This is a genomic window from Streptomyces sp. NPDC046909, from assembly GCF_040644695.1.
Taxonomy (GTDB): Bacteria; Actinomycetota; Actinomycetes; order Streptomycetales; family Streptomycetaceae; genus Streptomyces.
This window is the reverse complement of the sequence record NZ_JBEYXC010000015.1, coordinates 1-22,271: the sequence shown is the minus strand read 5'-3', so window position 1 is coordinate 22,271 and position 22,271 is coordinate 1. Positions and strand designations below refer to the sequence as shown.

Annotated in this window: 20 protein-coding genes; 15 read left to right on the top strand and 5 right to left on the bottom strand. The window is 69.9% G+C overall.

The genetic code is table 11. The features are described from left to right. Positions 1–121: 121 nt before the first annotated feature. Complete coding sequence (locus ABZ928_RS38315) at positions 122–757, bottom strand: DJ-1/PfpI family protein (protein WP_361529189.1); 636 nt, start codon at positions 755–757, stop codon at positions 122–124. 101 nt (positions 758–858) lie between these two features. Here ABZ928_RS38315 and ABZ928_RS38310 point away from each other — a divergent pair, with 101 nt between their 5' ends. After that, entirely contained in the window at positions 859–2,133 is a 1,275-nt protein-coding gene (locus ABZ928_RS38310) for a PLP-dependent aminotransferase family protein (RefSeq protein ID WP_361529186.1), read from the top strand. Between the two features lie 200 nt (positions 2,134–2,333). Here the strand turns inward: ABZ928_RS38310 and ABZ928_RS38305 are convergent, their stop codons facing one another. Both ABZ928_RS38305 and ABZ928_RS38300 read right to left on the bottom strand, forming a co-directional pair. Continuing rightward, positions 2,334–2,870: a hypothetical protein gene (locus tag ABZ928_RS38305; protein WP_361529183.1), complete on the bottom strand. Its 537-nt coding sequence runs from the start codon at positions 2,868–2,870 to the stop codon at positions 2,334–2,336. Positions 2,871–3,078: 208 nt separating this feature from the next. Beyond that, positions 3,079–5,547, bottom strand: a complete 2,469-nt coding sequence (locus tag ABZ928_RS38300; RefSeq protein ID WP_361529180.1) for a DUF6273 domain-containing protein — start codon at positions 5,545–5,547, stop codon at positions 3,079–3,081. A 581-nt stretch (positions 5,548–6,128) separates the two neighbouring features. Here ABZ928_RS38300 and ABZ928_RS38295 point away from each other — a divergent pair. The 6 genes from ABZ928_RS38295 to ABZ928_RS38270 are packed head-to-tail and all read left to right on the top strand — an operon-like array spanning position 6,129 to position 12,861. Then, positions 6,129–7,688 carry an ABC transporter substrate-binding protein gene (locus ABZ928_RS38295; RefSeq protein ID WP_361529177.1) on the top strand — a complete coding sequence of 520 codons (1,560 nt, stop codon included), beginning with the start codon at positions 6,129–6,131 and terminating at the stop codon, positions 7,686–7,688. A gap of 22 nt (positions 7,689–7,710) precedes the next feature. Further along, positions 7,711–8,658, top strand: coding sequence for an ABC transporter permease (locus ABZ928_RS38290; RefSeq protein WP_361529174.1), 948 nt, complete (start codon positions 7,711–7,713; stop codon positions 8,656–8,658). Then, positions 8,655–9,560, top strand: coding sequence for an ABC transporter permease (locus ABZ928_RS38285; protein WP_361529171.1), 906 nt, complete (start codon positions 8,655–8,657; stop codon positions 9,558–9,560). Before ABZ928_RS38290 ends, ABZ928_RS38285 begins: the two co-directional genes overlap by 4 nt. Then, positions 9,557–10,603 carry an ABC transporter ATP-binding protein gene (locus tag ABZ928_RS38280; protein WP_361529168.1) on the top strand — a complete coding sequence of 349 codons (1,047 nt, stop codon included), beginning with the start codon at positions 9,557–9,559 and terminating at the stop codon, positions 10,601–10,603. The genes ABZ928_RS38285 and ABZ928_RS38280 overlap by 4 nt, the downstream gene beginning before the upstream one ends. Further along, positions 10,593–11,609, top strand: a complete 1,017-nt coding sequence (locus tag ABZ928_RS38275) for an ABC transporter ATP-binding protein (RefSeq protein ID WP_361529165.1) — start codon at positions 10,593–10,595, stop codon at positions 11,607–11,609. Before ABZ928_RS38280 ends, ABZ928_RS38275 begins: the two co-directional genes overlap by 11 nt. A gap of 16 nt (positions 11,610–11,625) precedes the next feature. Then, positions 11,626–12,861 (top strand): MFS transporter, encoded by a 1,236-nt coding sequence (locus ABZ928_RS38270; protein WP_361529162.1) that lies wholly within the window; start codon positions 11,626–11,628, stop codon positions 12,859–12,861. 87 nt (positions 12,862–12,948) lie between these two features. Here ABZ928_RS38270 and ABZ928_RS38265 read toward each other — a convergent pair whose 3' ends face one another. Further along, positions 12,949–13,392 (bottom strand): PadR family transcriptional regulator, encoded by a 444-nt coding sequence (locus ABZ928_RS38265; protein ID WP_361529159.1) that lies wholly within the window; start codon positions 13,390–13,392, stop codon positions 12,949–12,951. A 237-nt stretch (positions 13,393–13,629) separates the two neighbouring features. Between ABZ928_RS38265 and ABZ928_RS38260 the strand changes: the two genes are divergently transcribed. The 8 genes from ABZ928_RS38260 to ABZ928_RS38225 all read left to right on the top strand — a co-directional run bounded on the left by ABZ928_RS38260 (position 13,630) and on the right by ABZ928_RS38225 (position 21,593). Next, on the top strand, positions 13,630–14,205 hold the full coding sequence (locus tag ABZ928_RS38260) for a PadR family transcriptional regulator (protein WP_361529156.1): 576 nt from the start codon (positions 13,630–13,632) through the stop codon (positions 14,203–14,205). Between the two features lie 99 nt (positions 14,206–14,304). Beyond that, positions 14,305–14,787, top strand: coding sequence for a pyridoxamine 5'-phosphate oxidase family protein (locus tag ABZ928_RS38255; RefSeq protein ID WP_361529153.1), 483 nt, complete (start codon positions 14,305–14,307; stop codon positions 14,785–14,787). A gap of 133 nt (positions 14,788–14,920) precedes the next feature. Further along, positions 14,921–15,352, top strand: coding sequence for a VOC family protein (locus tag ABZ928_RS38250; RefSeq protein WP_361529150.1), 432 nt, complete (start codon positions 14,921–14,923; stop codon positions 15,350–15,352). Between the two features lie 4 nt (positions 15,353–15,356). After that, positions 15,357–16,148 (top strand): alpha/beta hydrolase, encoded by a 792-nt coding sequence (locus tag ABZ928_RS38245; RefSeq protein WP_361529147.1) that lies wholly within the window; start codon positions 15,357–15,359, stop codon positions 16,146–16,148. A 135-nt stretch (positions 16,149–16,283) separates the two neighbouring features. Then, positions 16,284–17,000, top strand: a complete 717-nt coding sequence (locus ABZ928_RS38240; RefSeq protein ID WP_361529144.1) for a class II aldolase/adducin family protein — start codon at positions 16,284–16,286, stop codon at positions 16,998–17,000. Further along, positions 16,997–17,797, top strand: coding sequence for a siderophore-interacting protein (locus ABZ928_RS38235; RefSeq protein WP_361529141.1), 801 nt, complete (start codon positions 16,997–16,999; stop codon positions 17,795–17,797). The genes ABZ928_RS38240 and ABZ928_RS38235 overlap by 4 nt, the downstream gene beginning before the upstream one ends. Before the next feature lie 97 nt (positions 17,798–17,894). Beyond that, complete coding sequence (locus ABZ928_RS38230; RefSeq protein WP_361529138.1) at positions 17,895–20,237, top strand: tetratricopeptide repeat protein; 2,343 nt, start codon at positions 17,895–17,897, stop codon at positions 20,235–20,237. Between the two features lie 138 nt (positions 20,238–20,375). Then, positions 20,376–21,593: a metallophosphoesterase gene (locus ABZ928_RS38225; protein WP_361529135.1), complete on the top strand. Its 1,218-nt coding sequence runs from the start codon at positions 20,376–20,378 to the stop codon at positions 21,591–21,593. A gap of 156 nt (positions 21,594–21,749) precedes the next feature. Here ABZ928_RS38225 and ABZ928_RS38220 read toward each other — a convergent pair. Beyond that, positions 21,750–22,271: transposase (locus tag ABZ928_RS38220; protein WP_361529132.1), on the bottom strand; the 522-nt coding region annotated here is incomplete at its 5' end.

Below are 22,271 nucleotides of genomic sequence, written 5' to 3'. Positions count from 1 at the left end.
CACGCACGATCATGTTCACGTAGGTGACCGCTGTTCAGTCATGCGCCTTTCGGTGGAGTACAGGGTGCCTTCATGACGGGTCCGGGTCAATGGTCCAGACCGATCGGCCGAATCTCTCGGGTCAGGCGAGCGCCGGAGCGGAAGCGGGAGCGGAGGCGGGCAGGTAGGGGGTGATGTTGTGCCAGGCCCGCTCGATGTACTGCTCCTTCTCGCCGACCGGAGCGACGTAGTGCAGCGCGCCTTCGGCGGCGTCGTGACCCTGGAGGCGGGCGATGATCCAGGCGGCGAGGTAGTGCGAGGCCAGGCAGCCGCCGGCGGTGGCGATGTTGTCCTTGGCGTAGAAGGGCTGGTTGAGGACCTCGACGCCGGCGGCGAGGACCCAGGGCCTGGTGGTGAGGTCGGTGCAGGCGGGGATGTCGTGGAGCAGGCCGAGCCTGGCCAGCACGAGGGCGCCGGAGCACTGGGCGGCGATGAGCTGGCGGGAGGGGGCAAGGCCGCGCAGGACGTTCATGATCGCCGGGTCTTCGGTGACCTCGCGGGTGGCGATGCCGCTGCCGACGATGACGGCATCGGCGGAGCACGCCTCCTCCAGCGTGGACATCTGCTCGATGACCACCCCGTTCATCGAGGTCACCTTGGGGCTGGGGGTGGCGATGGTGACACGCCAGTCGTCGGTCCTGATCCGGTTGAGGACACCGAGCGCGATCAGGGAGTCGAGCTCGTTGTAGCCCTCGAAGGTGAGGATGGCGATGTGCACGGCGGCTGTCCTTCCGGATCCCGGGGGGTGGTGTGTGGGGCTCGACGGTAGGGACCCGCGAACAGGACAGTCAAAGAATTGTCATGGATACAATCCGGTCCATGGCTGCCCCGCGCTACAAGGCACTGGTCGACGCCCTGGCCGCCGACATCCGGTCGGGACGGCTCGCCTCGGGCGCCCGGCTGCCGACCCACCGCGCTCTCTCCGCCCGGGAGGGCATCGCCGTGGTGACCGCGACCCGGGTGTACGCCGAACTGGAAGCGATGGGCCTGGTGAGCCGGGAACAGGGCCGCGGCACGTTCGTGCGGGACATCGCGGTCTCCGCCGGTCACGGATTCGACCAGCACCTCCTCGCCACGGACGCGGTCGACCTCAGCTTCAACTACCCGTCGCTGCCCGGCCAGGCCGACCTCCTGCGGCGGGCCCTGCGCGAGGTCGCCACCTCCGGTGATCTCGACTCGCTGCTGCGCTACCAGCCACACCGAGGACGTCCCCAGGACAGGGCCTCCATCGCACGACACCTCAGCTGCCGGGGCATCACCGCCGACGCGGATCAGATCCTCATCACCACCGGGGCGCAGCACGGCCTGGCTGTCACCGTCATGGCCACGCTGAAACCCGGCGACGTCGTCGCGGTCGACGCGCTCACCTACCCGGGCTTCAAGGTGCTCGCGCACGCCTTCCGCCTCGACCTGGAACCCATCCCCACCACCCCCGGCGGACCGGATCTCGAGGCCCTGGAGAAACTGTGCGCGACCCGCCCGGTGCGCGCGATCTACACCATGCCCACCCTCCACAACCCCCTGGGCTGGGTCATGCCGGCATCCGACCGCACCCGTCTGATCAGGATCGCCCGACAGTACGGTCCGCTCCTCATCGAGGACGCCTCGTACGCCTACCTGGTCGAGGACCCTCCCCCGCCGCTGATGGCGACCGCACCGGACATCACCGTCTATGTCTCGGGGCTGTCGAAGAGCATCGCCACCGGCCTGCGGGTCGGCTTCGTCCTCGCCCCGCCGTCCACGGTCGCGCCCCTCGAACGCGCCATCCGGGCAACCACCTGGAACATCCCCGCTCTCACCACCGCCCTCGCCTGCCGCTGGCTCGACGACGGCACGGTGAACGACCTGGAAGCGCAGAAACGAGAGGACGCCAAGACGCGCCAGGCAGTCGCCAGACAGGAGCTGGCGGGCCTCCCGCTCATCGGCCACCCCTCGTCGTACTTCACTTGGCTGCCGCTGCCCGACGACGCCCGCGCCGACCGCCTGACCGCCACCCTCGCGCGCCGGCACATCTCGGTCACCACGGCGGAGCCGTTCACCACCTCCACGCACACCCCCAGGCGCTCCGCCTCGCCCTGGGCTCGACCGATCTGAACAGTCTCCGATCGACGCTGCGTACCGTGCGCCGAGTCGCCGTCGAGGACGCCTACGCCTGAACTCCCCTCGACCCCGGGCACGAGGCACTCCTGGCGCGGGGTGAAGGGAAGGGTCCGTGCCTGCACGCGCAGGCACACCAAGGAGGGCGACGCCGTTCGGCATCGCCCTCAACGCCTTCCGATCACAGGGAGCAACTGTCAGTCCTGGTTCGAGCTGGTCAGCGCCTCGGAAATCATGCGGACGGCGAAGTCGCGGTCGTTGGTGAGCCGGTGGATGTGCTCCGCGAGCAACAGGGCTGTGGCTTCCAGGGCGTTCATCTCGGCTTCGGTCCACTCGCCGTACTGCTGACGCCACAGGCTGGGGCTCAGGCCGGTGCCGGCCGCGATGGTCAGGCCGGCCATGGTGGGGATCGCCTCGGGCTGCACACTCTTGGGCATCTGGCGCAGCGAGGCGACGAGGGTGGGCACCACGTACTCGACGACGTCCTTGCCGTGGTCCTCGTGGGCCAGTCGCAGCCAGCGCATGAACATGTAGACGAGGGTGCAGGTGCCGTCCACCAGGTCACGGGCTTGATCGGGGCCCAGGGACGCGGTGAGCTGGTCGGTCAGCTGCTGCTGTTCGGGATCGGCGACCGGCTTGCCGTCGTACATGGCCTTGAGCCGGGAGTCGATCAACATGAGGGCCGCGCCCACGTCGCCGGCGGGAGCGTACTGCGGGTCGCAGGGTGATGACACGGGAATCCTCCACAACCGGCCGATGGCAACTCAGTGTGCCGGTACGGTAACGCGCCGCCGTGGTGCCGGTGGGCGGAATCCCGTGGTTGTCACCTGTAGGGGAACTCGACCGGTGTGGTCCGGGTGCCGATGGGCTGGCCCTGTTGACCAGAAGTGCGACGCCGGGTGTCGCATGTCCTTCCGGCGTCGCCCTCCGCCTGAGCATCCGTCAGCCACCGGCCTCCGTAGAACCGCTGACCCTGCCGATGACCAAGCTTCCGCTCAGGGTCCTCCCGTTGGTGACATTGGCCATGTTGACCGTGTAGCTGCCGTCGGTGAGTTCGTCCGCCGTCGTGAGGACGACGGACTTCGAGTTCTCCGCCCACTTGAAGTACGAGATGTCCAGCGGCGATCCGTCCTTCACGATCGACAGCGACGCGGCTGTGGCGTCCAGGGGCCGGTCGAACACCGCGGTGAGCTGGTGCGCGCCGGTCTGTGTGACCGTCATCGTGGGGTGGCCGCCGGGGTCGGTCGCCGGGATCTTGAGCCACAGGGCGGGGCGTACGCCGCCGAGGGGGTTGGTCACGAGGCGGCCGTAGGAGGCGACGAAGCCCGCGGAGTTCGCGAAAGCGGCGTAGCGCTGGTCGACGCCGGGCGTGCGCAGCCACCACCAGTTCGAGCCGCCGGAGTTCAGGGTGCTGCCCAGCGTCTGGCTGTCGCCGATATAGGTCTCGTACTCCTGCTGGGACAGCACGAAGATGTCGTCCGTGGTGTCACTTCCGGCCAGGGTCTTGTAGTCGGTGTTCGGCGAGTTGGCGATCCGGGTGCTGATGATCTTCGTTTGGTCGTCGGCGCTGAAGGTGTCGTGGAACGTGCCGTTCAGGTAGGAGCGGAGTTCGCTGTTCTCCCAGGTGGTGTAGAGCGCCTGGCCCGTGGTCGGGTTGTAGGCGCTGTTGTACGCCGCGTCGGTGAGGTCGTCCTTGGCGACGATCAGTTGACGGTCGTCCTTCTGGGCCAGCACGACCCACTCGCGTCCGCCGAAGGAGACGACGGCGTTGCCGCCGTTGTCGAAACCGGAGCTGACTGCCGGGGCGGCGGGGTCGCTCAGTGAGGCGGTGTTGACCGCGGCGTCGTAGCTCGTGTCGAGGCCGATGGTCCTGCCGATGAACAGCAGCGGGACGAACAGTTCACCGTCGACCAGTTGGGCCGGGGCGTCCATCTTGACGTCCGTGTGCACGACGACCGCGCGGTCGCTTCCCGCGGTGAGTGTGAGCGTGAGGGCGGAGTTCGTGGCGGTCAGGGTCTGCGATGCCTCGTCGTACCGTGTCGTCAGGCCCAGCGAGTCCAGCGCGGTCGACGGGACGAGGACCTCGCCGTCCCGCACGATCGCGGGGCTGTCGAGGGTGAGGGACGCGCCGTTGTGGAGGACGACGGTCTGCCCGCCTTCGGCCGTCGCCGCGAGTTTCGCCTCGACCCTGGCGACCGCGTCCGCGTATTTCTGGGTGCCGGGGTAGTACGCCGCGCCGAGCATCTTCTCGTACACCGCGAGAGCCTGTGCGAGATCCGCCGTGGTCGGCACGCCGGACTCCTCGTTCTCGCCGGTCTCGTAGATCTCGGCGAGCTTCTCCAGCGCTTCCTGCATTTTGCGGATGGTGCCGTGGTCGGCGATGTCCGAGGCCCGGGTGAAGTACTTCAGTGCCATCGACACCTTCGTCTCACCCGCGGGGATGGGCAGGTCCGGACCGGTGCCGCTCTCGTTGAGGTACCAGAAGCCCAGATAGGCGTTGGCGGTGGCGTCGTTCTTCAGGTAGTCCGTGGAGTCGTAGCCGGTGGCCGCCTTCTCCATGTACCGGAGTGCCTCCTCGCCGGCGGTCGTCCCGCTGTCGGGAGCGACATGGCCGAACCAGTAGAGCTCGGCCACATACCGCCAGCCCTTGAAGTCGCCCTCCGAGTTCGCGGCGGCCAGGTAGTACGGCAGCGACGCGTCGTAGTCGATCATGTCGGGGTAGATGGCCTTCATCTCGTCGTTCGCGTACGACTCGGCGAGGGCGTGGTAGATGTCGGACTGCGCGGTGCCGCTGTTGTCGAGGCTGTTCAGGTCGGCCAGGCCCTTGTCGACCGCCATGAGTCCGAAGCGGCGGATGATGGACCAACCCGGCTTGCCGTCGATGTTGTTGCCCATGTTCGCCCCGTAGTACGGGGTGTAGATGTTGGATTCGTCGTCCCGCACGAATCCGCCGCGCTCGTAGTAGGTGTAGTTGACGATCGCGTCCAGGGCGCCGATGTCGCCCAGCTTCGCCGACCGGTACCAGTACTTCATGGCCTTCAGGTTGTTCTGGGCCGTGATGGAACTCAGGAACTGCCCGTCCTTGTTCGGGTCGCCGGAAGTGGTGGTCGTCCACAGGAGGTTGCCCCGCTGGAACAGGTCGGTCGCCTTCTCGTCCGCCTTGAAGTAGACCGAGATGGTCGTCGAGTTGTCGGCGGCGACGGTCGCCGACTTGACGGTGGTGTTCCTCCTGTCCAGCTCGTAGCCGCGCGGGGCGTCGAGGTCGTCGCCGGCGAGCCGGACCTTCGAGCCCACCGTGTCGGTGCGCGTCTCAGTGGTGACGGCCTTCGCCGGGTACGTTCCGGACTTGGTCCCCTTGAACCACTGGATCTTGTACGTGGCTTGCGGGGCGTCCGCGGCGGATGCCTGCACGCCGGGCAGCATCAAGGCCGCGGCGAGTGCGAGCGTGGTGAACGCGGCCGGACGCGTTCGCGGCCCTCGTCCGGTTCGGGGCGTGCCGATGGCGGTTCTGCGCATGTCCTGCCTCTCGGGGGTGCCCGGGCGTCCGGTCAGGGGGCATGCCAGGCATCGGGTACGGGTTATCGGTTTGAGATATCGCTAACTATCGTTATGTGGTTGCAGTAGCGCGTCAAGAGGTGCGACGTAGAGGGCATTCCGGCTGGGTGCGGCCCAGGGCGCGCAGTGCTTCCCCGCCGCGTGAGCGACTCATTTAGAGACCTATCGTGATATGCAAGCTAAGCTTTCGGCGCCCATTCCTGTGAAGGTGTGTCAGCACCCTGGACATCCGTCCGGCGGGGTTGTCACTGTTTCCGGCGTCACAGCCGCTTCACGTCGCAGTGCTTCTCCCGTAACGCCGCCGACTGGTCAGGAGTCGGCGCGCCGCCCGCCGGTGCCACGACGCCGGCCAGGCCGCCCTGCGCAGGCAGTCAGCACACGACGTCGTTTCCCCCCATGCCCTCAGCTTCCGGACATCCCGTCTTCGAGAGGTAGTCATGATCAGGAACACAAGAGCCCTCGCCGCGATCGCCGGCTGCTGCGCCGCACTCCTGCTGGCAGCCTGCGACTCCAACGGCAGTGTGGGGAGCGGGGGTTCGGCGGCGACCGGAAAGCCGGTGACGGGCGGCACCCTGCGCGCCGTGGAGATGACCGAGCCGCGCAACCTCGACCCCGCCCTGCTGCAGAACACCCTCCAGGGCACGGCGTTCCTGGGCAACGCGCTCTACGGCAACCTCATGGTCACGAACCAGAAGACCGGGGCCATCGAGTACCGCATGGCAACCGACTTCTCCAGCAAGGACGGTGGGAAGACCTTCACGCTCACGCTGCGCGAGGGCCTGAAGTTCTCGGACGGCACCGCGCTCGACGCGGCCGCGGTCAAGTACCACTGGGACCGCCTCAAGGACCCCAACCTCGGTTCGGACTCGCAGCCGTACGCCTCCGTCGTGCAGTCCACGAAGGTGGTCGACGCGACGACCCTGGAGGTCGCGCTCACCCGGCCGACGCCGCTCTACGGCGAGCAGGTCGTCACGACCGCCATGAACTGGATCGCCTCGCCCACCGCGTTGAAGAAGGGCAAGAACTCCTTCGACGCCGAGCCGGTCGGCGCCGGCCCCTTCACCCTCAAGTCCTGGATACGCGGCGGCGCCCTGTCCCTCGTCAAGAACACCTCGTACTACGACGCTCCGAAGCCGTATCTCGACGGCATCACCCTGACCACCGCCACCGACGCTCAGCAGCGGGTGAACACGCTGAGCAGCGGCGGCGCCGACCTCGGGGTCGAGACCGACTGGGAGTCGGTCGCCAAGGAGAAGGCGGCGGGCCTCGCCGTCACCACCGTGCCGTCCGGCGGCGGGCGCTTCCTCACGCTGAACACCAAGCGGGCGCCCTTCAACGACATCCGGGCCCGGCAGGCCGTCAGCGAGGCGATCGACGTCGCCGCGCTCAACTCGGCCGTCTACGAAGGGAAGGCCGAGACCGCGGACGTCCTCTTCCCGAAGACCAGCCCGTACTACAACGACGTGGCCCTGCACACCTACGACAAGCAGGACGCCCAGCAGCTGTTCGACGAACTCGCCGCCGACGGCAAGCCGGTGACCTTCACCTTCACCACGTTCCCGACCGACAAGGCCCTCGCCGAAGCCGTACAGGCGCAGTTGAGCGCGTACAAGAACGTCACCGTGAAGATCAACACGGTGGACTGGTCGGAGTCCGGCAAGGTCTACGGCCAGAAGCAGTACGACATGCTGACGTCCACCGCGTTCTTCCTGGACCCCGAGCCGGCCCTGTCCGCCGCGTTCTCCAGCCAGTCCCGCCGCAACGCCTCCTTCATCGCGGACGCTCAGCTCGACGCCGCGCTCCAGAAGGGCAGTTCGGCGACGACGGACGAGGAGCGGGCCGCCGCGTACCGGACGGTCTCCGAGCGGCTCGCCGCCCTCGACCCCGCGATCCCCATCGCCCGGACCGCCCAGGCCGCGGTGACCAAGAAGGTCGGCGGCGTCGTGCTCGACGGGTCCGGTTCCCCGCTCCCCGCGGAACTGTGGCTGACGAAGTGAGTGAAGTCCGTTGAACACACTGATGTCCATCGCCCGGAAGGCCGGCCGGGGCGTCCTGGTGATGCTCCTGGTCACCTTCGCCCTGGTCGTGTTGATGGCCAGCGCCCCGGGTTCGGTCGCCGAGGTGATCCTCGGCGAGAACGCCACCCCCAAGAATGTAGCCGCGCTCGACAGTCAACTCGGCCTGGACAAGCCGGTTGTGGAGCAGTACGCCGACTGGCTCGCGCACGCGGTCCGCGGCGACCTCGGCACCTCACCGCTCACCGGGCAGCCGGTGGGCGGCGCGATCGCGGACCGCATCCCGGTGACGCTCGAACTGACCGTGCTGGCGGTCCTGATCTCCCTCGTCCTTGCCGTGCTGTTCGCCGTCCTGTGCGCCGCCCGGCCCGGCAGCCTGCTCGACCGGGCCCTGACGGCCGTGTCCTCGGTGTTCCTCTCCGTTCCGGCCTTCATCGCAGGACCGGTGCTGATCTACTTCCTGTCGGTGCGGCTGGGCTGGTTCCCGGTGATGGGCTGGACCCCGGTCGAGGAGGGCCTCGGCGCCAACCTCCGCTCGGCGCTCCTGCCCGCGCTCTCCATCGCCATGGTGGAGGTCGCGGCCTTCCACCGGCTGCTGCGCACCGACCTGATCACCACCCTCGGCGAGGACTTCGTCGACGCGGCCCGCGCCCGCGGCATGAGCGGCACGTACGTGATGTTCCGGCACGCCTTCCGGCCCTCGTCGCTGTCCCTGGTCACCATGGTCGGCCTGAGCCTCGGCCGGCTGGTCGGGGCCACGGCGGTGGCGGAGTCGCTGTTCTCGCTGCCGGGCCTGGGCCAGCTCCTGATCACCTCCATCGGCACCCGCGACGTGATCATGGTGCAGGGCATGGTCGCCTTCACCGGCGTCGTCTGCGTCGCGGTCAACACCCTCGCCGACATCGGCTACGGCGTGGTGGACCCCCGGGTCAGGCGGGTGGCGGCGGCATGACGACCACCGAGACCCGCAAAGGGGCCGCGACCGCACCGGCCGCGCCCGCCGACGACCCGCGTCTGCCGAACGTCACCCCGCTCACCACCCGCAAGTCGGTCCTGGCCTGGCTCAGCGAGATCTGGATCGTCCTGATCATCGCCCTCGCCGTCCTGGCCCCGCTGCTCCCGCTGGCGTCGTACGCGGTCCCGATCGGATCCCCGCACACGGGACCGGACTTCGGCTCCCTGTCGACGGTGCTGGGCACGGACGGCCTCGGCCGGTCGATGCTCTCGCGGATCGTCTACGGCGCCCGCGTCTCCCTCGTCGTCGGCACCGCCGCGTCCCTGATCGCCTTCGCGGTCGGCACGGTGCTCGGCATGCTGGCCGGCTACTTCGGCAAGTGGTTCGACAGCGCGGTCGTGCTGTCCTCCGACGTCATGCTCGCCTTCCCCGGCCTGGTGCTGCTGCTCGCCCTCGCCTCGATCTACGGCCCGAGCGTCAAGACGCTCGTCGTCGGCATGGGCGTCATGGGCGTCCCGCAGTTCCTGCGTCTGGCCCGCGCGCACACGCTGGCCTGGTCCTCACGGGAGTTCGTGCGGGCCGCGAAGGGGCTCGGGGCGAGCGACTCACGGATCCTGCTGCGCGAGATCCTGCCCAACGTCCTTCCCCCGCTGGCCTCTTACCTGCCGGTCGTGCTCTCGCACGTTGTCGTCGCGGAAGGCTCGCTCAGCTTCCTCGGCCTGGGCATCCCGGCCCCGCGCCCCTCCTGGGGCGGAATGATCAACGCGGCGAAGGACTCCCTCGCCAACCAGCCCTTCCTGGTGTTCGTCCCGGCGATCGCCATCTTCTTCACCGTCTTCGCCCTCAACCAGATCGGCGACACGCTCAGGCACCGCTTCGACAGGACGGTCGGGCCATGAGCCGGACCCTGAACGAAGGACCGGGAACCATGCACACCCCACCGCTGCTCGAAGTGACCAGCCTGCGCGCCTACTTGAGCTCCAGGCGCGGCGTGGTCAAGGCGGTCGACGACGTCTCGTTCGCACTGGACCACGGCGAGGCCATGGGCCTGGTCGGCGAGTCCGGCTCGGGCAAGTCCATCATGTCCCGCGCGATCATGGGCCTGCTCCCCCGCCGCGGCGACCGCACCGGATCCGTCCGCTTCAAGGGCCGCGAGCTGATCGGGCTGCCCCGGAAGGCAATAAGCGAGATCTGGGGCCCGCAGATCTCCATGGTCTTCCAGGACCCGAGCCGCTCGCTCAACCCCGTCGTCACCGTGGAACGCCAGCTCACCGAGGGCATGCGCAAACACCTCGGCCTCGGCAGGTCCGCGGCCCGCACCCGGGCCCTGGAACTCCTCGGCGAGGTCGGCATCCCCGACCCGGAACGCCGGCTGCGCTCCTACCCGCACGAGATGTCGGGCGGGATGTGCCAACGGGTGATGATCGCCGTAGCGCTCGCCTGCGAACCGGAGTTGCTGATCGCCGACGAACCCACCACCGCGCTCGACGTCACCGTCCAGCGGCAGATCCTGGACCTGCTCCGCCGGGTCCAGCGGGACCGGAACATGTCCATGATCCTCATCAGCCACAACCTCCCCCTGGTGGCCGGCCGCACCGACCGCATCGCGGTCATGTACGCCGGACGCCTGGCCGAGACCGGCACCACCCGGCAGGTCTTCGAGACCCCGCGCCACCGCTACACCCAGGCGCTGCTGGCCGCCACCCCGACCATCGCCCACGAACGGCACAGCCTCTTCCAGCTCATCCCCGGCTCCCTGCCGAGCGCCTTGCAGCCACCGCCGGGCTGCCGCTTCGCGGCCCGCTGCGCGCACGCGTCCGGCGCCTGCCACGAACTGAGCCCGGAAATGGTGGCGGTCGCCGACGGCCAACTGGTGGCGTGCGCCAACCCGGTGACGGTCCCTTCTTCGACGAAAGCGAAGGGGGACCACGATGGCCGGTAGCGGAACCGCCCATCTCCGGGGCGAGAAAGCCCTGTTGAGCGTGCGCAACCTGGTGGTCGAGCACCACGTCCGCGGCGGCACCGTACGGGCCGTCTCCGATGTGAGCTTCGACGTCCTGCCGGGCGAGACCCTGGGCGTGGTCGGCGAGTCCGGGTGCGGCAAGTCGAGCATGGGCCGGGCCGTACTGAGGCTGGGCGCGCTGACCTCTGGGGAGGTCACCTGCGCCGGCGAACGCATCGACCGGGCCGACACGAAGACACTGCGGGCACTGCGCCGCGACACGCAGATGATCTTCCAGAACTCGGTCGGCTCCCTCAACCCCCGCCGCCACGTCAAGGACATCGTCGCCGAGGGCCTGGCCATCGCCGGGACCCCGGCCGCCGAACGCGACCGGCTCGTCGCCGAGATGCTCACCGAGGTGGGCCTGGATCCCGAGCGCTTCTCCGACCTGCTCCCCCGCCAGCTCTCCGGCGGCCAGGCCCAGCGCGTCTCCATCGCCCGCGCCCTGGCCCTCCGGCCGAGACTGCTGATCTGCGACGAACCGGTGTCCGCGCTGGACGTGTCGGTGCAGGCGCAGATCCTCAATCTGATGGAGAAGCTCAAACCCGAGTTCGACCTCACGATCGTCTTCATCGCCCACGACCTCGCCGTCGTACGGTCGGTGAGCGACCGCGTGCTCGTCATGTACCTCGGCAAGGTCTGCGAGTTCGGCGACTCGATCGAGCTCTATGACGATCCGGCCCACCCCTATACGCGGGCGCTGTTGGAGTCGGTGCCACAGCCGGATCCCGACGAGCCGTTCGCCGGTGCCCCGTTGGAAGGGGACACGCCCTCCCCGCTGTCGCCGCCCAGCGGTTGCAGGTTCCGGGGCAGGTGTCCACTGGCCCAGGACGTGTGCGCGCGGGAGGAGCCGGAGATCCGGGAGGTGCGGCCCGGGAGGTTCGCGGCCTGCCACTTCCCGTTGACGGCGGACGCGGAACCGGACGGGATCCCTCGTGACAGCTGAGCCGAGAGACACCAGCGTGAGCGGGGGCAAGCCGGTGGCGGCGTCTCCCCGCGGCCGGACCCCGACCTTCGCGGCCCTGCGCGCCCGCCCCTTCCGGAGGTTCTTCGTCGGACAGGCGATCAGTCTGCCGGGCTCCTGGATGCAGTCCACGGCCCAGAGCTGGCTGATCGTCGACCTGACCCACTCGGGCACCGCGCTCGGCTGGCTCACCGCCCTCCAGTTCCTGCCCGGCCTGCTGCTCGCCCCCTGGGCCGGGCTGCTGGCCGACCGGTTCCCGAAACGGGACCTGATGCTGCTCACCCAGTCGGTGATGGCGACGGCCGCACTGGTCCTGGGCGCCCTGACGGTGTCCGGGCATGTCGGGGTCCCCGCGATCGTCGCTTGCGCGCTGGCCCTGGGCATCGCGCAGGCCGTCGACAACCCCGTACGGCAGTCGTATCTGATCGAACTGACCGGGCCCGAACTGATCGGCAACGCCGTCCCGTTGAACGGCGTCCTCATCAACGCGTCCCGCGCGGTGGGCCCGGCGGTGGCGGGCGTGCTGATCGTGGCCGTGGGCACCGGGTGGTGCTTCCTGCTCAACGCCGCGTCCTTCACCGGCATCCTCATCGCCCTGCGGACCCTGCCGCCGGGGACGGTCCGCGCGGACAAGAAGCCTCCGCTGAACGAACTGCGCGAGGGGTTCGGCTACGTCCGCGCCCGCCCGGAACTCCTGTGGCCGCTCCTCATGGTGTTCCTGGTCGGCACGTTCGCCGCGGAGTTCCCGGTCACGCTGCCGCTGCTGGCCAGGAACACGTTCGACGGGGACGCCGGCACACTCGGCTGGCTGACGTCCGCGATGGGTGTGGGCGCGGTCGTCAGCGGATTCCTCGTCGCCGGGCGGAACCACACGGGTACGACGCCGATCGCCTGGGCGTCCGTGCTGTACGGTGGCGCGATCGCCGTGCTCGCGGTGAGCCCGTCCCTCCCCGTCGCCGTGGTCGCGCTGTTCTTCGTAGGGCTGGGCAGCTCGGCCTTCATGGCGATCAGCAACGCGACACTCCAGCGGAGGAGCGAGAACCGCTACCGGGGCCGGGTCATGGCCCTGTGGTCCGTCGGTTTCGCCGGGACGACACCCATCGGCGGCCCCGTCGTCGGCGCCGTCGGCGAACACTTCTCGCCGCGCTGGGCGGTGGGCGTCGGGGCACTCGCCTGTGCCCTGTGCGGGGTGCTGCTCTTCGGCAGGGCCCGCGGGAGCGGCGGTGGCCCATAGGCTGCGGGCGTGCGAGGCCGAGCGCGACTATCGCTATCTATCATTATCGATAGCGAGTGCTCGGACTCACCGGTCCATTGACCGGACTCACTGGTCCATCAGGATGCGGTACAGGGTCTGCCGTGCCTGGCGAACGGCCGCGATCGCCTCGTCCATCTGCTCGGGCGCGACCCCTGCGGACGTCACCTGGCGGGCGGCGCTCTTGAGGCGTTCCATCTCCATGCGCAGCGGCGAGGAGTGGTGCAAGTCGCCCTGGGACGACGCCGTGTCCCCGGCGGCTTCGCCGTCCTCGCGCTGAAGAGCCCGCTCACGGCCCGCTTCCGTCAGCGCGAAGGCCCGGCGGCCCTGCACTTCCCTGGCCTCGACCAGTCCGCTGTCCTCGAAGGACTGCAGGAGCGGGTAGACGGAGCCGGGGCTCGGCCGCCAGGTGCCGCCGCTGGAGGCTTCGAGGCGGTCCATCAGTTCGTAGCCGTGCGCCGGCCCGTCGAGCAGCGCGGCGAGGAGCAGGCTGGGAACCTTGCCCCGGCGCATACGTCGACCTTCGCCGCGGTCGTGACTTCCCCTGCGCATTCCGCCTCATCGCTGTCTCGGGGAGCTCTCCGCTCATCGGCCCGCAGATATATCGACATGGTATCAGCAGGGCCTCGACGTGCGAGCGCAGGCGTCAACACCCCGTACGAAACGCGTTCTGCAAGCCTTGCAGTCATTATCGGAATCCTTGACAGCGACTGTTAGCGATATATCATCGATGCACCGAAGGGAGACGACGTGTACAACGAAGACTTCTCGTTCCCGTACGGAACCTTCCCCCGGGGATACGGCGGCGGCCGTCGCGGCCGGCGCGGCAGTCTCTTCTCGTACGGCCGCTACGGCCCGCCTCAGGACGGGTGGCCGGGTTTCGGACGGCGCCGCGGCGGCGGCCGGTGGATCCTCCTGACCCTGCTCAAGACCGACGGCCCGCGCAGCGGCAGCCAGTTGTTCCAGGCGCTGGAATCCCGCGGCTACGGCCTGCGGCTTCCCGGCCCCGCCTCCGTCGACAGCCTGCTGCGGCAGCTGGAGGACGAAGGGCTGGTCCGCGGCACGGACGGTGATGGCGAGTCGGGCCGGATGTACGAACTGACCGACGCCGGCACCGCGTACGTGAACCGCCGCACTGCCCCCGCGGGCCCGTGGGGGCTCCCCTCCGCAGGCGCTCTCGCGCTCCAGCAGGCGATCCTCGCGACCTCGGCCGCCGCCCGGCAGGTGGCCCTCGACGGGGGCGACGAAGCCGCGGCGGAGGCGGTGCGCCTGCTCGACGAGACCCGCAAGCGGCTCTACCGGCTACTGGCGGACGGCGCCCGCTGAGCACATCGGCGAGGCCGGGCCCGCCACTCCCGTGACTGGGCCGCCGCGCACCAGACACCGCACAGCAGACACACCCGACACCGTCCCATGGGAGACGACATGCCAGGCAGGCCTCCGGGCGCCTCCGACAAACCCGCGGAGAAGATCGACCTCACCGGACACATCGCCACCTCGCTCAACAGCGCCATGGAGCGCGGGCGGCCCGCGGCCGTGGCCGTGGTCGCCGTGGACGGCACTCCGTCCGTCTCGTTCCGCGGCAGCATCCACGTGTACTCGCGCGACCAGGTCGCCATCTGGGTGCGCAAACGGCACGAGGGACTGGCCGTCGACGTGGCCGAGAACCCCGCGGTCTCGATCCTCTACTACGACCCCGAGCAGGGGCCGGACCCCGAAACCGGCGCCCGCCGCATCGTGATCAAGGGGCGGGCCCACGTGGAGCCGTCCCTCGACGACGCCGTCTACGCCGGAATCCCCCAGGTGGAGCGAGAACGGGACGCCGAGCGTCGCGGCGTCGCCGTGATCGTGGACGTCGACTCCGTCATCGGCTTCGGCGGTACCGGCCCGATCAAGATGGCGCGCTGACGAGGCGAGACGCCGCGTGCGCATCTGAAGTGAACCTCCCCGCGCCCTCTGCGACTCCGCCTCGACTCCGCCTCGACTCCGTCCCCACTCCGCACAGCCGGCCATGCGGCCGCAGGCAGCGAAGGAAGAACTCATGAGCCCCGACCTCGACCAGACCGCCGAGCTCGACAAGAGCACAGACGCGCACAGCATCCACCACGTCAACTTCCCCATCACCGACCCCGCCAGGACGGAGGAGTGGTACGGGAAGGTCTTCGGGATGAAGCGGATCATCCCGCGCGGGCGTTCCGGCTCGGCGAACGCGCCGCAGATCCAGGCCCTGTTGCTCACACACGGCAACTTCGACCTGCACTTCTCGCCGATCAGCGACCTGGACCCCAAGATCCACTACCACTTCGCGATAGAGGTGGAGGACTTCCAGGCCTTCCTGGGCCACCTGGACAAGCTCGGCGTCCCCTACGACGAGCCGTACACCCGGCCGCAGAACAACTCCAGCACCACCACGATCCACGACCCCGACGGCCACCACGTCGAGATCACCCACCACGCCGGCCGGGACTGGTGACCGCATGCCCTACGCCAGTACCGATGACGGCGACGTCTACTACGAGTCCAAGGGCGAGGGCCCGGTCCTGGTCCTGCTGCACGGCGGCGGCGGCAACCACGCCGCCTGGTACCAGCAGGTCCCGCACTTCCAGCAGCGCTACCGGGTCATCACCATCGACCTGCCGGGCTTCGGACTCTCCCGGATCGAGTCGGGCCGCTTCGACACCGGTACCCACCCCACCGCGATCGAGGCGGTGCTCGACCACGCCGAGGTCGACCGTGCCTTCGTGGTCACGCAGTCGCTCGGCGGCTACAGCGGTCTGTCGTTCACGGTGCACCACACCGACCGCATCGCGGGCCTCATCATGACCAGCACCCTCGGCCCGGTCGGCGACGAGATCTCCGAACTCAACCGCAAGGGCCGCGAGCAGGTCCGTCACCTCTCCGTGGCCGACTTCCTGCTCACCAAGGAGTTCCAGGAGAAGGAGCCGGAGCGTGTCCACCTGTTCTTCCAGGTCGGCAGCTTCAACCAGACCGGCCCCGGCCGGCCCAACCGGCTCGCCAACTCCCTCCAGGGCTCGGTGTCCGTCCAGCAGATGCGCGACGCCATCAAGGCCGGGGTCCACATCTCGGTCCTGGAGGGCGGCGCGGACGTCATGGTCTACAAGCCGGCCTACGCCCGACTGCGCGAGCTGCTTCCCGAGGCGAACGTCCAACTCGTCGAGGGCGCACCGCACTCGGACTACTGGGAGAACGCGCAGCGGTTCAACTCCGTGGTCGACGAGATCCTCGACCGCGAGTACCAGTCCAACTGACCGCAGTCACCAGGTGAGTTGACCGAGTCCCCCTCCCCGCGGACTCGACCGGCGGCTGGGAGCACCCGCCCCCGGCCGCCGCCCATCCACCCATTCCTCCAGCCACCGAACGACAGAAAGCCCGAGGTGAGGGCAGTGCCCACCGCGAATCCGCCGCACGGCACGCCGTCGGCCGACATCGTCACCGGCTGCCACGTGCTCGGCACGGACGACCACGGCGACCCCGTCTGGGGTCATGTCTCCGCACGCGACCCCGGGGGACGCGGCGTGTGGCTCAAGTCCGGGGGCCGTGGCTTCGACGAGGTGTCGTACGACGACGTCGCGCTCATCGACTTCGACGGCGCCCTTCGGGAGGGCACGGGACCGCCACCGCGCGAGTACCCGCTGCACACCGAGGTGCTGCGCGCCCGGCCCGACGTCAACAGCGTGGTGCACTGCCACCCGCCGTACTCCATCGCGCTGGCCGCGACCGGCCAACCGCTGCACGCGTTCTCCAACGGCGCGGGGCCCTTCGCCGGTGGTGTGCCCCGCTTCGAGGAGCCCGTCGGACTCGTCCAGACCGCGGAACTCGGCGCCGCGGTGGCCGACCGTCTCGGTGACGCACGCGGCCTCTTCCTCGTCGGCCACGGCATCATCGCCGTCGGCTCCAGCGTGGCCACCGCCGTCACCACCGCGATCCTGCTGGAGCGGGCCTGCCGCCTGCAGATCCTGGCCGCCTCCGCCGGCGGCGTCTCCCCCGAGCTCCACCACCCCGGCAAGCGCTATGTCCACGCCGAGTCCGACGGCTATCTCCTGCGCACGTGGGAGTACCTCGTACGGCGCCTCGAAGCCACCACCAGGAGCGGCACATGACGACCCCTCAGACAACCGGCAGGACCGGGGACGGGCGCGGCGGCAGAGGAGGGCGACTGCCCCGGCGCCGGCTGACGGTCGCCGACGTCACCCGGGTCACCCCGCACCTCCTCCGGGTGCGCGCCGAGGGCGACCTGGCGGGCTGGACCGCGGACGGTCCCGGCTCGCATCTCAAGGTCTTCGTCCCCTCCACCGACACCGGCACCGCCATGCGCACTTACACCGTGCGCCGATTCGACCCGGACCGGGGCGAGCTCACCCTCGAATTCGGTATCCACGCCGACGGATCGGCCACCCGCTGGGCCTCCGCCGCCGCCCCCGGTGACACGCTGGAGATCTCCGGTCAGGCCAGGGGCGGCTTCGTCCCCCGGAGCGGCACGTCCAGGGTCCTGCTCATCGGCGATCACTGCGCCCTGCCCGCGATGGCCTCGATCCTCGAATCCCTTCCGGCGGGCATACGGGCGGAGGCCGTCGTCGAGGTCACCGACCCCGACGACAGGATCGAGGTCTCCGGCCCCGCTCAGCCGACGGTCACCTGGGTCACCGAATCGGGCAGGCCCGGCGGGCAGTTGATGACGGCCGTCGCGAGCATGCCGTACCCGCAGGAGCCGACCGAGGTCTGGGTCGGGTGCGAGGCGGGCGTGATGCGGGAGATCCGCCGGCACCTGCTGGCCCAGGGGGCGCGCACGGCGAGGTCGGATTCGCCTTCTCCGGGCGCGGTCCTGCTGCACACGCGCGCGTACTGGAAGTTGAACACCGCCAACCACTCCGACCACGACACCGGAGACGACGACTGAGCGGATGTCAGGGGCGCCGGGCTGGTGGCGGGGCGGCGGGGCACGACGGGATCTGTGTCTCTCCCCCGCGCCGTGTCCTGGCCCTAAGGTCGTGGCTATGGCTCTGCTTGACGTGGTGGGTGCCGTAGTCGGGGTTGCGGCGCTCGGCCTGGCCGGGTGGCAGCTGCGTGTCGCGATCCTGGACCGGCGCGACGCCGGCGACGGCCGGGCCGGTGATGGCCGTCAGACGGTGGCGGGAGGCGACGGGGCGCTGCCTGTCTCCGTGCCGTTCGGCCGTCTCCCCGTGGATGTCCTGGGCCGGGATGCCCTGCTGGCCGAGTTGAACAGCTCGTTGGGCGGCGCCTGGAGAAGGCGGCGTCCGGGAGTCTGGGTGCTGGCCGGGCTGGGCGGCATGGGCAAGTCGACGGTCGCGCTGCGGCTGGCCGCCGAGGCCGGTGGCCGGGGCTGGCCGGTGTGGTGGGTGAACGCGGCGGATCCGCTGTCCCTGCGCGGTGGAGTCCTGGAGATCCTGCGACTGGTCGGTGCGCCCGACGCCGTCGCGCGGGCGGTGCGGGACGGGTCACCGACCGCGGCCGACCGGTTCTGGACGTTCCTCGACGGAGCGGTCGGGCGGGCTGTGCTGATCTTCGACAACGCCGACGATCCGCCCGCCCTGGCGGCCGACGGTGTCTCACCGCCCGGCGAGGGCACTGGGTGGATCCGGCCCAGCCGGAGCGTGCACATCGTGGTCACCACGCGCACCAACGACCCCCGCACGTGGGGCTCCTGGGCCCGGATACGCATACTGACGGCTCTCGACGATCTCTCCGCGGCGGACGTCCTGCGCCGCCTGGCGCCCCGGGTGGACGATCCCACCGGCGCGGAGGCCGCGGCGCTGGCCAAGCGGCTCGGGGCGCTTCCGCTCGCGTTGCACCTGGCCGGGACCTATCTGGCGTCCCCCTTCGCACGATGGCGCAGCTTCGGCGCCTATCAGCGGGCACTGAACAGCACCGCCGTGTCGGAGGTGATCGCCGACCTCGACTCCCTTCGTACGAACTCACGGGCAGCCGTGTCCCAGACGTGGGAGCTCTCGCTCGACGCGCTCACGGCTCAGGGGCTCGGGCAGGCACGGCGGGTGCTGTACCTGCTGTCCTGTCTCGCCCCCGCCACTCCGATTCCGCAGGACCTCCTGCGGCCGGGGGGCGCCGGCGACGGCCACGGGTTCTCCTCAACTCTGCGTGGCCTGGCCGAGGTTGGGCTGATCGATGTCGCGGACACGCTGGCAGTGAGGCCCGGCGACGTCGTCGTACATCCCGTCGTCGCCGACATCTGCCGAACCCAAGTCCTCACGCCCCAGACGGAGGGCGGAGATTCGGTCATGGCAGCCGCCGTGCGGCTGCTGTCGGCAGCCGGCGGGGAACTCGACAGTGAACGCCCAGGTGACCGGTCCGCTTGGGAGCGGCTGCTCCCGCACGTGGCCGCCGCGGTGTCATGGATGGCCCCGTACCTCGAAACCGAGAACCTGATCACACTGCTGAAGGTCAGCCTGGAGGGATTCAGGTCGCTGTGGCTGGCCGGGAGGCTGGCATCCCGCGACGGCGAGATCCTGGCCCGTGCCAACCTGGCGGCAGCCGAACGGCTCGGGGACGACCACCCTGTCACCCTCGCGGCCCACCACAATCTGGGGATCCACCTCGGCGCCGCAGGCGCGGCCCGCGAAGCTGAGGAGATCTTCCGCACTGTGCTGGCCGGCCGGCGCCGGGTACTGGGTGAGGACCACCTCGACACTCTCCTCACCCGGGACCAGTTGATCGGCGCGATCATGGAGCAGGGCCGCTTCGCTGAGACCGAGCCGATGTACCGCGAGCTGATCGCCGACATGACCCGTGCCCTGGGCGCCGACCACCGGGAAGCCCTCACGACCCACGTGGACCTCGCATGGTCCATCGGCATGCAGGGACGCCCAGTCGAGGCAGCTGAGATCTGCCGACGGGCACTCGAACGCGATCGCCGAACAGTTGGCCACGAGGACCCAATAACCCTGGACGCCTGGGACGACCTGGCCCGATGGACCAACGAACAGGGCAATCACGCCGCAGCCGAGCGGATGTGCCGTGAACTCCTGGACATCGAACCTCGGGTCATGGGAGCAGAGCACCAGCTGACGCTGACCACTCGCGCCAACCTGGCCCGAGCCATCGCCGACCAGGGACGACTCGACGAGGCCGAACACCTGCTGCGCGAAGGACTGGCGGACATGGAGCGCGTGCTCGGCGACCACCACTACCGAGCGATCACGGCTCGCCGCTACCTCGCCGAAACCGTGGCCGCCCAGGGACGCACCGCCGAGGCCACGCGGCTCTACGCACAGGTTCTCCGGCTCCAACAGCGCCGGCTGGGGCATGAGCATCCGGAGACCCTCGCCACCCGCCAACTCGTGACCGACCTGAACGCCGCCTGAAACAGGGCGGGTCGAGCATGGTGGCCGACAGTCAGGCCACCACAACCGGATCGTGGATCGTCGGTCCGACGACTCCGCCGTCCCTCCCCGCCACTGCGACGGGCATCATGTGTCCGACAGGACAGCAGGAGGAGCAGCGTGACCAATACCAGCGACACCCGCCCCGCGGACGACGCAGCGCGATCGCCTCGGCCGAGTCCACTGCTCCGACTGATGCGCTACCTCCCCCTGGTCGCGCCCGTCCTGCTGTGGGCCGTGCCCTGTGGGGTGCTGCTGTACTCCGGGCAGCAATGGCCGCCGCCCGTCACGCTGGCCGGTACGGTCCTGTTCGTCCTCGGGCTGGTCGGTATGCCGCTCGCGATGGTGCGCGGCCACGGCCGGCGCCAACAGGACTGGGCGGCGATCGTGGGTGACACCTTGCTGGGCAGCAGCTGGGTGTTGTTCACCTGTTCCGTTCTGCTCGGCGTCCTGCTGCGCGTGGCGCTGGTCATGGCCGGTGTCGGGGACGGGCAGGAGCGGGCCCGCATCGTGAGCTGGGCCGTCCTCGGTGTGACCGCCGTACTGCTCGCCTGGGGGTACGCGGAGGCTCGTCGCGTACCGCGCGTGCGCCAACTCGATGTGCTGCTCCCCCGGTTGGGAGCCGGGCTGGACGGTACCCGGGTCGCCCTCATCACCGACACGCACTACGGGCCCCTCGACCGCGCCCGCTGGTCGGCACGGGTCTGCGAGGTGGTGAACACCCTCGAGGCCGATCTCGTCTGCCACACCGGCGACATCGCGGACGGCACGGCCGAACGCCGCCGCGCCCAGGCCGCCCCGCTCGGCACCGTCAAGGCCACCCGGGCCCGGGTCTACGTCACCGGTAACCACGAGTACTACAGCGAGGCCCAGGGCTGGGTCGATCTGATGGACGAGCTGGGCTGGGAACCGCTGCGCAACCGGCATCTGCTGCTCGAACGCGGCGGCGACACCCTCGTGGTCGCCGGCGTGGACGACGTCACCGCCGAATCCTCCGGTCTGACCGGCCATCGCGCCCACCTCGCCGGAGCCCTGGACGGCGCCGACCCCGATCTCCCGGTGCTGCTCCTGGCCCACCAGCCCAAGTTCATCGACCGGGCGGCCGCCGCGGGCGTCGACCTCCAGCTCTCCGGCCACACCCACGGCGGCCAGATCTGGCCCTTCCACCACCTGGTCCGCCTCGACCAGCCCGCCCTCGCCGGTCTCACCCACCACGGCCCCCGCACCCTCCTCTACACCAGCCGCGGCACCGGCTTCTGGGGCCCGCCCTTCCGCGTCTTCGCCCCCAGCGAGATCACCCTGCTCGTGCTCCGCTCTCCGCAGCCCGCCGCCGGGTAGCAACGGGCACGGCCCGGCATCGAGGATGGCCCACGATCCTTGGCGGCCCAGGCACTGGCGGCAGGAGCAGTCGTCCTGAAGTCTGGGCCCGCACATGCCCACACATGCCTGGGGTCTTCCAAGATTTTCGTAGGCGTTGATCGGTGCTGCTGGCGGTCAGTTGAGCAGGATGAGCTGACGCAGGAGCAGGTGGCCGGCCCGGCCGTACCGTTGGCGCTTGAGCAGTTTGATCTTGCAGTTGGTGTCCTCGGTGCGGCCGTTGTGGTGGGGCAGGGTGACGGCGGCGTCGATGGCGGCGTGGTCGCGTTCCAGGCCGGTGGCGAAGGAGTGCAGGAAGGGCAGGTCGGCAGCGCGGGTGGTAGCGATCCAGGCGGTCAGTCGCTCGGCGTTGCTCGCGGAGGGTACGAGGAGCGCGGCGAAGGCATGGATCTGATCGGCCAGCACTGTCATCTCGGGGCAGGCGCCGGCGAGCTGGTCACGCAGCGCGCTGTGCTTGTCGTTGAGGCGGTCGGGGTGGCGGGTGAGCAGGCCGGTGACCTTGCGGGGGGACAGGGCCGCGTGGTCGGCTTCGACGCGGCCCTGGTTGATGTAGCGGACCAGGAGGTTGGCGCTGCCGGTGTAGCCCTGCTCGCGGATCTCCGCGAGCAGGTGGGTGACCGGGACGGCCGGGTCCTCGGC